This is a genomic window from Providencia zhijiangensis, assembly GCF_030315915.2.
Classification (GTDB): domain Bacteria; phylum Pseudomonadota; class Gammaproteobacteria; order Enterobacterales; family Enterobacteriaceae; genus Providencia; species Providencia zhijiangensis.
In genome coordinates this window covers 271,142-284,739 of the sequence record NZ_CP135990.1, presented here as the reverse complement: position 1 = coordinate 284,739, position 13,598 = coordinate 271,142, and the positions used below count along the sequence as shown (strand labels likewise).

The following is a 13,598-nucleotide window of genomic DNA, read 5'->3' as shown; positions in this document are numbered from 1 at the left end:
CGCGCCATTATAGCTAAAATTTGATGGGATTGTCATAGTGACAAAACATGACAAAATTGCACATGACCTTTCCTTACCAAAAAGTTATCCTAAGCAAAATTAAAAACCATAATAGGGAAAACCAATGAAACGAGTATTTATAATATCTTCCATATTGGCTGTATTTTTAGTGAATAATCCTGCAATAGCAGGTAATTCATCCCAAGGGTGTGAAATCAAAAAGCAGAAAATTGAAACTCAGCTCAAATATGCCAAAGCACACGGTAATACCTACCGCGTAAATGGCTTAGAGCGCGCACTCGAGAACGTTAACCGCTACTGTACCTCTGATTCGCTGTATCGCGATAGTCAGGAGAAAATTGCCGAAAAGCAGAAAAAAGTTGCTGAGCGCGAAGCTGAATTGCAGGAATCTATTCAAAAAGGTGACCCTGAAAAAATCGCTAAACATAAGCGTAAAGTTGCCGAAGCAAAGGCAGAGCTTCAAGAAGCCCAAGACCTTTCAGACATCTACAAAGACACCCTTTAATAAAAATTCAAGTTTAATCAAATAGTTAATTTTTATTCTTTATCTCACCCTATGCCTAATTTTGGATAAATAAAGGCATAGGGTGAAATTATCAACAAACTTAGGCTATAGTATAAAAGAATATAGAATGGTGAATTATAAGCATATTTTGATTAAGCAGTGAAAAGGGGAACGCATGTCAAACATGCAAGATGAGCAACAAAAAGAGACCAACAAATTAAAATCCACTCTAAACAAAAGCCTAGATGGCAGTAAAAAAGCCCTAACGTTCTCAATGAGGGTGGTTGATTTTGTTTGTGCAATTCCATTTATTGCGCATTTAATCCGCACGGCTCAACGTTTTACCGATAGAATGGGTAACCAGTTTGGTGCCGCAATTACCTATTTCTCGTTTTTATCTCTAATCCCCGTACTGATGTTTAGCTTCGCTGCGGCAGGTTTCGTGTTAGCCAGCAATCCTGAATTACTTGAAAAGCTCATTCGTGGCATTTCTGCCAACATTACTGATCCCACACTTGCCAATACCCTTGAACAGACCATTGATACCGCCATCCGCCAACGTACTACTGTGGGGTTAACGGGTTTAGCGTTAGCGGTCTATTCTGGCGTTAACTGGGTGAATAACTTGCGCTTAGCGATTTTGGCGCAATCTCGCACCATTTGGGAACGGAATGAATCAGAGCAAGAAAATATCATTTTCCGCTATATTCGGGACTTTTTCGCACTAATTGGCTTACTAATTGCGTTGATTGTCACCATTACACTGACCTCCGTAGCAGGCTCTGCGCAAGCGACCATTGTCAGTACACTTGGCTTAGACAGCATCGAGTGGCTAAGACCAGTTTGGACATTGATTGGTTTAGCAATTTCCATTACCGCTAACTTCTTATTATTTTTGTGGATTTTCTGGATTTTACCACGTATGCAGCACCGTCGCCGCTCACTACTGAAAGGCACCTTACTCGCTGCTATTGGGTTTGAAATCATCAAATCTGTCATGACATGGATTTTACCAACCTTAGCCTCTTCACCATCGGGTGCAGCTTTCGGTTCAGTATTGGGGTTAATGGCATTTTTCTATTTCTTTGCCCGACTCACACTCTTTTGCGCCGCGTGGATTGCCACGGATGAGCCGAAAGGTGGCGCACAAGACGTTCTCACTTCTTAATCTCAATCATAGGGGAATGACGGATTTATCATTCCCCTCTCTCATTTATTCCATTTATTTGCTTATTCCATCTCTTTCACTAACGTCGCCATCAAATCTTTTGCACTCATTTCACGGACTTTTGCCACATTTTGTCCCGCCCAATGAGCTGCAAATTCATCACTGCCTGAGTGAGTAGCCGCGGCATTCAGCTGCTTACCCACATCGTAAGCAATCGGGTAATCTGGCAATTTATTCACATCATATTCCTGCCCTGCCTGCATAAATTGATTGAAAATACCTCGAGCAGGCCGCCCTGAGATAGCGGCAGTTAAATAAGTATTGTCCATCGTTTGGCTTTTCAGCTTACGACGATATCCTTCATTTGCCGCAGATTCTGGGCATAACAGAAAGGCGGTTCCTAATTGTGCGGCAGAGGCACCATGAGCAAGGGCTTGCTTGATATCCGCACCGTCCATGATCCCCCCTGTCGCAATAATCGGTAATTGGGTGTGTTTAGCAAGTAGCGCAACCAGCTGATTTGTCGTCAGTTCTTCATCTTTTAATTGCACATCAAACATGCCACGGTGACCACCCGCTTCTATTCCTTGCGCCACAATTGCATCAATACCCGCTTGTTCAATTAATTGGACTTCATGTAAGTTTGTCGCCGTCGCCATCGTAAAAATACCTTTTTCTTTCAAGGCATTGACAACTTCACGAGACGGCACATTGAAGTGGAAACTCACGACTGCGGGTTTCATTTCTAAAAAAAGCTCCAACATGGCTGGGTTATCTAAAAATGAGAGATAAATTTCATCCAATTGCTCTGGGACTTGACGGTTAAATTGCTGAAATTTAGGCTGTAAATGTGCCAACCAAGCCTGTTCATTCTGGTTATTGCGTTGTGGTGTCGTATGGCAAAACACATTCACATTAAACGGTTTGTCCGTCAGTGCTTGAGTGGCGGCAATCATTGACCTTGCTTGATCTACCGAGCTCGCACCCAGTGCTAAGGAGCCCAATCCGCCCGCTTCACAAACGGCGGCTACCAACGCAGGTGTTGAAACCACCGCCATAGGTGCTTGAATAATAGGATAACGTAGGTTGAGGCGGTGCAGTAATACATTGGAGTGGCTCATACTTTCCTTACCTTTTTATGCTTACGCGATAGATGAATAGCATGTTAATAAATTGCATATAATATGTATCTTTAACATTCTATCCCAATATTAATCCAATGAACCTAACTGTTTTTCGGAATGTGATAACAGCCGCATTTCTCATTACTATCATAAAATTAGTAAACTAAACGCATTTTAAGCGTGTATGTTATAGCGACAAACAGCCGAAGATACAGTAAGCCTGCACCTAAGGAAGCCGACAATGCTAATCTCTCAATTGGAAAATCTATCTTGTGGTGTCGTCGTTTATTACCATAATCAGCCACAAAACTGCATTGGAACATTCTGCGCGCGAGGTAGCGATCTTGCGGGGAAACCATTAACTGTCGATACGCCTTTGCGCATTGCGAGTAACACCAAACCCTTTACCGCCGCAGCGATTTTACGCTTGGCTGAAATGGGAAAGCTGTTTGTGGATGACAGCATTTCTCATTATATTTCACACAAATACAATCAATTACTCTCACCAAAATATGACACCGAGGCGATTACGATCCGCCACCTACTCAACCACAGTAGCGGGCTATTGGATCATGCCAACGAGGAATACCTCAAAGACGTCTTAAAACGTCCTGATTATCAATGGACACGTTCAGAGCAAATTGAACTATATGTTCAGCAAGATCACCCCTTTTTCCGTCCTTCTGAAGCTTTTATCTATTCTGATACGGGCTATATTCTGCTTGGGAATATTATTGAGCGAATGACGGGGCAAGCATTGGGAGAAGCTGTCCGAGAACTTTTGAAATTTAATGAAATTGGCTTGCAGAGCGCTTACTGGGAAACGTTTGAATTCCCTGCCACAACGGAACCTCGTGCAAAACAGTACCTCGGAAAACTCGATTGCTCCGACATGGATCCTTCAATGGATGTGTATGGCGGTGGTGGCTTAGTGATGTCCTCGAAACAAATGGCACAGTTCTTTGAAGCGCTATTTAGCGGTAAGATTTTTACCAAATCAGAAACCTTAGACACCATGTTAAGTGCAGGTTCCCATGAAGGGGCGCAAGGCTATCGGCAAGGGATCATGGTCAGCGAGGTCAACGGCATGACACTCTATTCCCATTTAGGCTTTTGGGGTTCCGTTGCGTACTACTCACCGGCAACTCAAACCAGTGCTGCGGGTTTTGTGGATAATCGAGATTCACGGAACGTACTGATTAACGCGATTGAAGCATTGTTGACGTCTAAATAAAGCGCCATCAACACAAAAAAATAGCCCTCATTATTGAGGGCTATTTTTATTCAGTTAACCACTAACGAGTCAATGGTGCTGGAATCGGTAACGCTGGTGCAGGCTCGCCCTCTTGAGGCTCTGCGACTGCTGGAGATTCAGGTGCCGGCTCCACAACCACAGGTAATTTAGGCCATAACACTTGCGTGAATTTCTGACGAATTTGCTCCGCATCCATGGTCTGTTTTTCTTTCGGTTGCGCTAAGACAATCGCTGCTTCTTGAGACAGTAAACGACGCGCTTCCATATTCACTTGTTCAAGATTTTGAGTCCCTAAGAACGCTTGTCTGAGTAATTGATACTGCTCAGGAGCGATATCCACAACGCCATTTTGTTGTGAAATCAAACGCTGGCTAATTAACACATCGGTACTGGTACGTGCATATGCCGCAAACAGTTGTGATAATTGAACTTGCTTCTCTTTCATCATGTCGTTGAACAGCTCTGGGTCAATACCATTTTGTTTGATTGTCGCCAGTTCGTTCAGCGCCACATCTGCTACTGCGGCCATTTTTTCTGGTGGTGCAGAAATGGCTAACGTGCAACTCGCTTTTTGATACTGAACACGACAATCTAAGCCTGGGGTCACACCATCTTCAGCAAACTTTTGTTTAAAGGTTTTCTGCAATGAGCGGTAAATGGCTTCACGAGCGAGGTCGCTTCCCCAATAACGCAGCAATACGTTGGAATCCTTAATGGGTAACCAATCGATATCCCAAATTAGAGAAAGCGTATCTTGCGTTGATTTATCTTGAAGAATATCAATTGCCTGAGGCTTAACTGACGATAAAACGGCAACCGAAACAGGCTCAGAGCGCTTGCCTTCTAATGATGAAAACGCTTGAGTGATACTGTCAGATAGCATGCGAGAATCCACATGTCCCGCGACGTATAACGTCATAACATCGGGTGTGTACCATTTTTGATAGAACGAATTCACACTGGCTAAATCGACTTTACCGTTTGGCTTCTGTCCTGGATCATAACCTAGCATCGCCGACCCATTGAGACGGGCACGCCAAACAGGGTCATTGGCATTTACAGGCAAGGTAGCCACTGGAATATTAGGAACTGTTAAGCCACTCTGCAATGAATTCTCAGTATACTGCGCCCCAGCGACAGACGTTGCCAACCAACTTAATGCTTGTTTCACCAAATCAGGGCGGTTGTTAGGCAGGCTTAAACTATAAATTGTGTAGTCGTAAGAAACCACGGCTGGAGGTAGCGGCATATCAGGGTCGGTTGCCTGACGCCAAAAATTTTGTAATGTAGCTGCAGGGAAAGCTTCAGATTGATGGAATAGCGCCATTCTAGGGATCAGATAACTGTACCCTTTTTCACTGGCTTTTTCAGATAACGAACCTGTTTTAATGGCTAACCGAAGTTGGATTCGATCATTTGGACGCTGTGGTGTTTGTAATAACTGCCAATTAAAGCCATTCTCGAGCTTTCCTTGCTGCCATGCTGGATCGGGTTGTAAAGGTTCAGCACTAGCAAAACCAGTGACTGATAAAAGTACCACGCCGATGATATATCGCACTTTCAAACCCTGCATGTAGACCCCTATGTTCTTTATATCCTTGTATTTAACCGTAAACAGCAACAGAAAAATTAACGAAAAACGCTAATTGACTCGGTTAAGCGATATAGTTTGGCTTCATCAAAAATTTGATTATCACTATACCCGAAAAAAACATCGTTGCATGTTATTGAGATAATTGGGCGGCGCTCAATACGCTAAGTCGCTAAGTTGATCACTAAAATGCATGTCAAACATCACCATTTATCTGCTGATATTTCGCATTTTGGATACGACAGATAGTGAGTAAGTCGCCCGAATCTTGCTGCTAACAATATGATAGGTATGTGTAATGATATTAGACCACAAACCTTATAACATGTTCATGGCTTAATCTGAATTTTGTTGTTTTATTTGACGATTATAACCTTTCGCCAATAACCCTATCTCATCATCTTGATGATATTGAGAAACTTCCAAATGGTCGATGTGTTGATTTGCTTGCAACTCCCCCGCCATTTTACGCAGTGGGCGTACAATCATGCGGCTCACACACCACGTCATTGCAATAGAGATAATCAGCGCTAGCAGCAAATACGTTGTCGTTAACAACGCAAATGTGTTGAGTGCAAAACGATAAACCCGGTTAGAATCCACTTGTAACGTCAAATAACCTTGAGGTTTCGCTTGTGGCGCCATCGTGCCATAGGCATACAATGGGACAGTCATCTCCACCGGAATACCAATCAGCGGTAAAGACCATTCAGGGATCGGTTTCGGCGTGGCAAAGCTTAAATTCATTACCGTCGCATTATCCACCGTCACAATGGCTTTTCCCATAATCCCCGAGGTTTTCAGGCTTACAAGTAGCCTTTTGGCTTCGTTTAAATCGGAGCTAAGTAGCGAATCCGTCAATGGTTTTTGGACTTGAACTACGGCATTGCTCAGTTGATTTAAATAATCTTGTTTGCGCTGTTCTAAGAGGTAAGTAAATTGAATGGACAAAAAAAGTGCAAGAAAAAGCAACGTAATCACAAAGAATACGACCATGCTCTTAAACGTGAGTGAACGTTGGACACGAGTGTTCATTTCCCACAACCTTCCTAATCAAGCTGCTTTTTAAAGAAAAAATCGGACAAACAGTATACTTGATTTTCCGTATAAAGGTGCAGCTTTAAAAAAGAAAGATCACTTATTTAGGATAAGCTCCAAATTAACCGCTAAAGTGAGTAAATACAGCATGAAGAAACGGCAGAAAGTCTGCTTTTCTGCCGTCTAACGTGATTAATTTGCGACTATTGCCTGCTTTTCGTCTTCATCAACGGCAAAACAAGCGACTAACTGCTCACGGTAGTTTTTCAATGCAGGCTGAGATTGCGTACATGGACCAAAAGCGCGTCGACAACGTGCTGCAAACGCACACCCTGGAGGTGGATTCATTGGGCTCGGTAATTCTCCCGTTAATTTAATGCGTTCACGGCGTTGGTCAGGGTTCAAGCGTGGCGTCGCAGAAAGTAGCGCTTGAGTGTATGGGTGCTGAGGATTGTTAAAAATCTGCTCTTTAGTCCCCTTTTCCACACAACGCCCCAAATACATCACCATCACTTCATCCGCGATATGCTCTACTACCGATAAATCGTGGGAAATGAACACATAGGAAAGCCCCAACTCTTGCTGTAAATCCATCATCAGGTTCAATACTTGAGCACGCACGGACACATCCAACGCCGATACTGGCTCATCCGCCACCACCACATCAGGGTCTAACATCAACCCACGAGCGATAGCGATACGTTGCCGTTGCCCACCGGAAAACATGTGTGGATAACGACTATAGTGCTCGGTTTTCAAACCCACTTTTGCCATCATTGATAACACTTTTTCTTTGCGCTGCTCTTTCGACAGCGAGGTGTTAATCAATAAAGGCTCTTCCAAAATTTGCCCGACTTTTTTACGTGGGTTCAACGAACCATACGGATTTTGAAAGACAATTTGGATTTTTTGACGACGAAGTTTCTCTGCTGCTTTATCAGCAATTAGCAAGTTTTGGTCACGATAATACAGCTCACCGGCAGATGGTTGCTCAATCATCGTTAACAGGCGCCCAAGCGTGGATTTCCCACAACCTGACTCCCCAACTACTGCCAGTGTTTTCCCTTTTTCTAATTCAAAAGAGACACCATCAAGCGCTTTGAGTGTTTTCTCCTTCGAGAAAACGCCGCCTTTCACAGAATAATATTTTTTTAAATCCACCGCTTTTAAGAGCGGCATTCCTTTGGCTTGTTGCTCACTCATAGCGTTGGTCTCCCCATATCATCCAGTGGCATGTGACATTTCACCTGACGGTCACCAATGGTTTGTAACGCAGGCTCCTCTTGGCGACAACGATCCGTTGCATACGGGCAACGCGGGTTGAGCAAGCACCCTTCAGGGCGGTCATACTTACCGGGTACAACACCCGGCAAAGAAGCTAAACGCGATTTGTTGCTAGCAAACTCAGGCAGTGCGCGCAGCAATGCTTGGGTATATGGGTGTCTTGGATGTTTAAAAATATCCTTCGCTTTCGCAGACTCAACCACTTGCCCTGCGTACATCACGATAATATGGTGCGCGGCTTCCGACACTAACGCTAAGTCATGGGTAATCAGTACTAGCGCCATATTTTCTTGTTGTTGTAACTCAAGCAATAATTCGATGATTTGCGCCTGAATAGTCACATCGAGCGCGGTTGTTGGCTCATCGGCAATCAACAGTTTTGGACGACACGCAATCGCCATCGCAATCATAATTCGCTGACTCATCCCGCCAGATAACTGGTGTGGATAGACGTCAAGGCGCGACTGCGGATCAGGAATTCCCACCATATTTAGCAGATCAATTGCCCGCTGTTTACGGGTGCTTCTATTGCCCCCTTGGTGTACTTTTAGCGCTTCCATAATCTGATAACCGACGGTAAAGCACGGGTTCAAACTGGTCATCGGGTCTTGGAAAATCATGGCAACATCTGCGCCGACAATTTGACGACGCTCTTTTTCAGGGATGGACAATAAATCACGTCCATCAAATTGCAACGATTTCGCCATCACTTTGCCGGGGTAATCAATTAACCCCATGATCGCCAGTGAGCTAACTGATTTACCTGAACCTGATTCGCCGACGATCCCCACCACTTGCCCTTTCTCAACTTGGTAGCTGATGCGGTCAACGGCGCGAAACGGGGTTCCTTCGTCACCAAAGTGAACGGAAAGTTCTTCTACATTTAACAATGCCATTAGATTACCTCATCACTGCTTGAGTTTTGGATCAAAGGCGTCACGTAAACCATCACCCATAAGGTTAAACGCTAATACCGTTAATAAAATTGCTAATCCAGGGAACGTGACAACCCACCATGCGCTTTGTGCGAACTGCAACACATCAGACAACATAGTTCCCCATTCTGGAGTTGGTGGCTGCGCCCCCATTCCCAGAAAACCCAGTGCAGCCATATCTAAGATGGCATTCGAGAAGCCTAAAGATGCCTGAACAATCAGCGGAGCCAGACAGTTAGGTAAAATATTAACGAACATTTGACGCAATGCCCCTGCACCTGCCACTCTCGAGGCAGTCACATAGTCACGATTCACTTCCACCAGCACCGCGGCTCGCGTCAAACGAATATAGTGCGGTAATGCCACAAAGGTTAACGCTATCGAGGCATTGACAATCGAGGGACCGAAAATGGCCACCAAGACCAATGCGAGTAACAAGCTTGGCAGAGCCAACATAATGTCGACGACACGCATAATCAGTGCATCCACTACGCCGCCAAAATAGCCCGCAATCACCCCAATAGTCACCCCCATAATTAGGGATAACACCACCACGAGACAGCCCACTAATAACGAAAGCCTTGCTCCGTACATTAGGCGAGATAATAAATCGCGACCGACATCATCCGTGCCAAGAATAAACTCCCATGACCCCCCCTCTTCCCAAACTGGAGGAGTCAACAATGCCTGACGGAATTGCTCATCAGGCGCATGAGGCGCTAATACCCCCGCAAGGATCGCAATTAACACCATCAAAATGATGTAGAACATCCCCACGACCGCGCCTTTGTTGCGCTTAAAATAATGCCAAAATTCTTGTAATGGTGTCATCGGCTTCGGGGCGCTGACAGCTTTCGACTCAGTTGTTTGAGACATGTTTGCGCTCCTTATTTTTTATGACGAATACGTGGGTTAACAATGCCATACAGCACATCAACCACTAAGTTAACGAAGATAATCAACGTTGCGACAAGTAAAACGCCACCTTGAACCACTGGATAATCTCGACGTTGTAATCCTTCAATTAACCAACGACCTAACCCCGGCCATGAGAAAATGGTTTCCGTCAAAATGGCACCGGCGAGCATCACACCGACCTGCAGACCAATTACCGTGACAACCGGCAGTAATGCGTTACGCAGGGCGTGAATTAAAATCACGCGAGCACGGCTAACACCTTTAGCTCTCGCCGTACGAATATAGTCTTCCCCTAATACTTCCAGCATCGCCGAGCGGGTCATACGCACAATCACTGCCAGTGGAATGGTTCCGAGCACAATGGATGGCAAAATTAAATGCTCCACTGCATCTTTGAAGTCTCCCGCTTCCCCCCAAATTAGGGTATCAATCAGCATAAAGCCCGTGAGCGGATTCGAGTCATCAAGGAAAACGGTGTCGCTTACCCTTCCCGCAACAGGAGTGAGATCCCACTGAACAGAGACCAGCATGATCAACATGATCCCCCACCAGAAGATCGGCATAGAGTAGCCCGTTAATGAAACACCGATCGCCGTGTGATCGAAAATTGAACCACGTTTAACTGCCGCTAAAACCCCCACAGGGATACCAACAGAAACCGCAAAAATCATGGCGCAAGTGGCTAGTTCTACGGTGGCTAAAAAGCGAGGTAAAAATTCTTCCCAAACGCCGATTCGGCTTTTTAAGGAGATCCCTAAGTCTCCATGCATTATGCCGTTCAGATAATGGAGGTATTGTTTCCAAAGTGGCTGGTCGAGTCCTAATTCAGCCATTAAATAAGCGTGTCTTTCTGGGGATAATCCGCGTTCACCCGCCATAATCATGACAGGGTCGCCTGGGATCATGTGAACGAAAGCAAAAGTAAGTAGCGTGATACCGATAAAGGTGGGGATCACGAGCCCGAATCGTCGGAGGATAAATTGCAGCATATCCTGAGTCTCTTTAATAATGCCGTCGACGGCTCTTAGTCCGCTTGGCTGGTCAGAAAAACAACGTTTTCATCTGCTCACAAATAACTAAATTTATCTGCATCTTCTGAACGTCAGAGGAGAAAACGCCCTCCGCTGCAAAGAGGCAACGAAGGGCATTTACAGATTAAAAACAATTACTTATCAATGTCTACGTTTTCGAAGTGGTGTTTACCTAACGGATCAACCACGTAGCCTTTTACTTCTTTACGCACTGGCTCAAACACGGTGGAGTGAGCGACGATCAGCGCAGGCGCTTGTTCGTTCATTATCACTTGAGCTTGTTTGTACAGTTCGACACGTTTGTTGTGATCCGCAGTCATACGCGCAGGCTGGATCACATCTTCAAAGCTTTGATTACACCATTTAGAGTAGTTAGAACCCTGTTTTTTCGCAGCACAGCTGAATAAGGTCGCGAAGAAGTTATCAGGGTCACCATTGTCCCCAGTCCAACCCATCATCACAGTTTGAGGTTCGCCGCTCTTAGCTCGTTTCAGGTATTCACCCCATTCGTAGCTAACCACTTTCGATTTAACGCCGATTTTCGCCCAGTCAGCTTGGATCATTTCTGCCATTCGACGAGCATTCGGGTTATATGGACGTTGAACTGGCATTGCCCACAGGTCAATTTCAAAACCTTCTGGGAAGCCCGCTTCCGCCAGCAATTTCTTGGCTTTTTCTGGGTTATATTCGGTATCTTTAATCGCGTCGTTGTAACCCCACATAGTTGGTGGAATTAAGTTTTTCGCTTTTTGACCCGCACCTTGATAAACCGCTTGGATAATGGCGTCTTTGTTCACTGCCATCGACAGCGCTTGACGAACTTTTTGGTTATCCAATGGTTTCTTCTCAACGTTGTAAGACAGGTAGCCTACGTTCAGACCAGGCTGCTCCAACAAGGTAATGTCTTTATCTGCTTTCATGCGCTCTAAGTCTGCCGGGTTAGGATACGGCATCACTTGGCACTCATTTTTTTGCAGTTTTGCATAACGTACTGACGCGTCAGGGGTGATAGAGAAGACTAAACGGTCAATCTTCGGTACTGTGCCCCAGTAATCTTTGTTCGCTTTGTACAGAATACGAGAATCTTTCTGATACTGTTGCAGTTCAAAAGGCCCTGTTCCGATTGGGTTCAGGTCAACTTTCTCTGGGGTTTTTGCCTTCATCATTTGATCAGCATATTCCGCTGATAAGATTGATGCGAAGTCCATTGCCATATCCGCTAAGAATGGCGCTTCTGGGCGTGTTAATGTGATACGAACGGTGTTGTCATCGACTTTTTCAACTTTGTCGATGATTTTATCCATGTCCATTCCCATAAAGTATTCATAGCTGCCGCCAGAAACTTTGTGGTATGGGTGGTTTGGATCTTTTTGGCGCATGAACGTATAGATCACGTCATCCGCATTTAAATCGCGGCTTGGTTTGAAATCTTTATTGGAGTGCCACTTCACGCCTTTACGCAGGTGGAATGTGTACACTTTACCATCGTCACTGACTTCCCAGCTTTCTGCTAAGCCCGGCTCAATTTCAGTTGTACCCAGCTTAAATTCAACCAAACGGTTATACAGAGGAATTGAACTTGCATCATAAGTTGTTCCAGAGGTGAATAACTGTGGGTTAAACCCTTCAGGTGAACCTTCAGAACAATAGACCAGTGTTTTAGCCTGTACTGAGGCAGATACCGCTAAAGCAGCTAATGTTAAGCCTACCGCCAATAAACCTGTCTTTTTCATCGAGAGCGTCATTGGTAATGCTCCTGTGGTGTATGTTGTTTTATCGAATACTGAAATCCATCTTGGATAAGACAGATGCCGTATCTGTATTTTTTGTTATTCACTGTGCAATTAATCAACTGGAATACATTTCGTCAATAGCATTATTCACTGTAACAATTTCGCTTAAATAACATTTTTCGAATAATTTCGGTGTAAATATAGCCTTATATGTTACGAAAATGTTTATTTTCTAGCGATTATAACCACAGAAACATTACTGGATAGATTTTTATAAGGACGTTAATTATTTGTATATTTGTGATTAAGTGCTGAATTACTGAGCGGAAATAGTGGGCAATACAAAAAATTGCAACATAAAACGCTAAATAGAATTCACATGAAACTATTTGTTAGCTGATTGTTTTGCATGTTTTTTATACTAAAAAGAATTATTGGCGGATTTATATATCCTCTTACCATTTTCAGGGAATCACGGGGGAAAATACCAATCAGATTATGAAGGTTAGTTTTGATTAGCGGACTTGTTTCGATAGGTAGGCTGGTTTTAATAGGTAGACTGGTTTTGTTCTGAGCAACTTAGCTTAGAAGCAATGGAAAGCTTATTAATACGTAATATGTATTAAATGAGCATAATCGTCGTCACGAAAAGGAGTTGGGAAAATGAGGGAGATAGAAACGAAAAAACCCACCTCAATGAGGTGGGTTTTAGAATTTGGTCGGCGAGAGAGGATTCGAACCTCCGACCCACTGGTCCCAAACCAGTTGCGCTACCAAGCTGCGCTACTCGCCGAAAACGGTGTGAATAATACTGCCAAGAATGGGGATCGTCAACCCTATTTTTCGCTAAAACTGTTCGTATGCTGATAAAACCATCAAAATGGTATGGTTTCTTATTTTTACGTCTATTTTTGGATAAAAAATAAGCGCTAAAAATATTTTAGCGCTTATTTATCCCAATCATTGGGAAGGTCATATTTATACAATTATTTTCT

The 13,598-nt window shown here is 44.1% G+C and carries 11 protein-coding genes and 1 tRNA gene; 3 read left to right on the top strand and 9 right to left on the bottom strand.

Annotated elements, in window-relative coordinates; translation table 11 throughout:
• Positions 1 to 124: 124 nt before the first annotated feature.
• Both QS795_RS01280 and yhjD read left to right on the top strand, forming a co-directional pair.
• Complete coding sequence (locus QS795_RS01280) at positions 125 to 526, top strand: DUF1090 domain-containing protein (protein ID WP_154626480.1); 402 nt, start codon at positions 125 to 127, stop codon at positions 524 to 526.
• A 175-nt stretch (positions 527 to 701) separates the two neighbouring features.
• Positions 702 to 1,694: an inner membrane protein YhjD gene (gene yhjD, locus QS795_RS01275; RefSeq protein ID WP_286271708.1), complete on the top strand. Its 993-nt coding sequence runs from the start codon at positions 702 to 704 to the stop codon at positions 1,692 to 1,694.
• Positions 1,695 to 1,756: 62 nt separating this feature from the next.
• On the opposite strand, the gene QS795_RS01270 is transcribed toward yhjD, so the two are convergent.
• Positions 1,757 to 2,815, bottom strand: coding sequence for an NAD(P)H-dependent flavin oxidoreductase (locus tag QS795_RS01270; protein ID WP_286271707.1), 1,059 nt, complete (start codon positions 2,813 to 2,815; stop codon positions 1,757 to 1,759).
• A gap of 244 nt (positions 2,816 to 3,059) precedes the next feature.
• On the opposite strand from QS795_RS01270, the gene QS795_RS01265 reads away from it, so the two are divergent.
• Positions 3,060 to 4,052: a serine hydrolase domain-containing protein gene (locus tag QS795_RS01265; RefSeq protein ID WP_286271705.1), complete on the top strand. Its 993-nt coding sequence runs from the start codon at positions 3,060 to 3,062 to the stop codon at positions 4,050 to 4,052.
• Between the two features lie 61 nt (positions 4,053 to 4,113).
• On the opposite strand, the gene QS795_RS01260 is transcribed toward QS795_RS01265, so the two are convergent.
• The 8 genes from QS795_RS01260 to QS795_RS01225 all read right to left on the bottom strand — a co-directional run bounded on the left by QS795_RS01260 (position 4,114) and on the right by QS795_RS01225 (position 13,396).
• On the bottom strand, positions 4,114 to 5,646 hold the full coding sequence (locus QS795_RS01260) for a M16 family metallopeptidase (protein WP_154602298.1): 1,533 nt from the start codon (positions 5,644 to 5,646) through the stop codon (positions 4,114 to 4,116).
• Positions 5,647 to 6,000: 354 nt separating this feature from the next.
• A complete protein-coding gene (locus QS795_RS01255) occupies positions 6,001 to 6,699 on the bottom strand; it encodes a HAMP domain-containing protein (protein WP_286271703.1) in 699 nt (232 codons plus the stop codon).
• A 195-nt stretch (positions 6,700 to 6,894) separates the two neighbouring features.
• Positions 6,895 to 7,905: a dipeptide ABC transporter ATP-binding subunit DppF gene (dppF, locus tag QS795_RS01250; RefSeq protein ID WP_154602296.1), complete on the bottom strand. Its 1,011-nt coding sequence runs from the start codon at positions 7,903 to 7,905 to the stop codon at positions 6,895 to 6,897.
• Positions 7,902 to 8,882 carry a dipeptide ABC transporter ATP-binding protein gene (dppD, locus tag QS795_RS01245; RefSeq protein WP_036948618.1) on the bottom strand — a complete coding sequence of 327 codons (981 nt, stop codon included), beginning with the start codon at positions 8,880 to 8,882 and terminating at the stop codon, positions 7,902 to 7,904. Before dppD ends, dppF begins: the two co-directional genes overlap by 4 nt.
• A gap of 12 nt (positions 8,883 to 8,894) precedes the next feature.
• On the bottom strand, positions 8,895 to 9,797 hold the full coding sequence (gene dppC, locus QS795_RS01240; protein ID WP_036948615.1) for a dipeptide ABC transporter permease DppC: 903 nt from the start codon (positions 9,795 to 9,797) through the stop codon (positions 8,895 to 8,897).
• An 11-nt stretch (positions 9,798 to 9,808) separates the two neighbouring features.
• Positions 9,809 to 10,828, bottom strand: a complete 1,020-nt coding sequence (gene dppB, locus QS795_RS01235; RefSeq protein ID WP_036948611.1) for a dipeptide ABC transporter permease DppB — start codon at positions 10,826 to 10,828, stop codon at positions 9,809 to 9,811.
• 176 nt (positions 10,829 to 11,004) lie between these two features.
• Positions 11,005 to 12,615 (bottom strand): dipeptide ABC transporter periplasmic-binding protein DppA, encoded by a 1,611-nt coding sequence (gene dppA / locus QS795_RS01230; RefSeq protein ID WP_154602294.1) that lies wholly within the window; start codon positions 12,613 to 12,615, stop codon positions 11,005 to 11,007.
• Between the two features lie 704 nt (positions 12,616 to 13,319).
• Positions 13,320 to 13,396, bottom strand: a tRNA-Pro gene (locus tag QS795_RS01225).
• Positions 13,397 to 13,598 lie beyond the last annotated feature (202 nt).

Excerpts from the sequence above, each read along its gene's own strand:
- QS795_RS01280 (WP_154626480.1), top strand. The coding sequence starts at position 125 with ATGAAACGAGTATTTATAATATCTTCCATATTGGCTGTATTTTTAGTG.
- yhjD (WP_286271708.1), top strand. The coding sequence starts at position 702 with ATGTCAAACATGCAAGATGAGCAACAAAAAGAGACCAACAAATTAAAA.
- QS795_RS01270 (WP_286271707.1), bottom strand. The coding sequence starts at position 2,815 with ATGAGCCACTCCAATGTATTACTGCACCGCCTCAACCTACGTTATCCT.
- QS795_RS01265 (WP_286271705.1), top strand. The coding sequence starts at position 3,060 with ATGCTAATCTCTCAATTGGAAAATCTATCTTGTGGTGTCGTCGTTTAT.
- QS795_RS01260 (WP_154602298.1), bottom strand. The coding sequence starts at position 5,646 with ATGCAGGGTTTGAAAGTGCGATATATCATCGGCGTGGTACTTTTATCA.
- QS795_RS01255 (WP_286271703.1), bottom strand. The coding sequence starts at position 6,699 with ATGAACACTCGTGTCCAACGTTCACTCACGTTTAAGAGCATGGTCGTA.
- dppF (WP_154602296.1), bottom strand. The coding sequence starts at position 7,905 with ATGAGTGAGCAACAAGCCAAAGGAATGCCGCTCTTAAAAGCGGTGGAT.
- dppD (WP_036948618.1), bottom strand. The coding sequence starts at position 8,882 with ATGGCATTGTTAAATGTAGAAGAACTTTCCGTTCACTTTGGTGACGAA.
- dppC (WP_036948615.1), bottom strand. The coding sequence starts at position 9,797 with ATGTCTCAAACAACTGAGTCGAAAGCTGTCAGCGCCCCGAAGCCGATG.
- dppB (WP_036948611.1), bottom strand. The coding sequence starts at position 10,828 with ATGCTGCAATTTATCCTCCGACGATTCGGGCTCGTGATCCCCACCTTT.
- dppA (WP_154602294.1), bottom strand. The coding sequence starts at position 12,615 with ATGACGCTCTCGATGAAAAAGACAGGTTTATTGGCGGTAGGCTTAACA.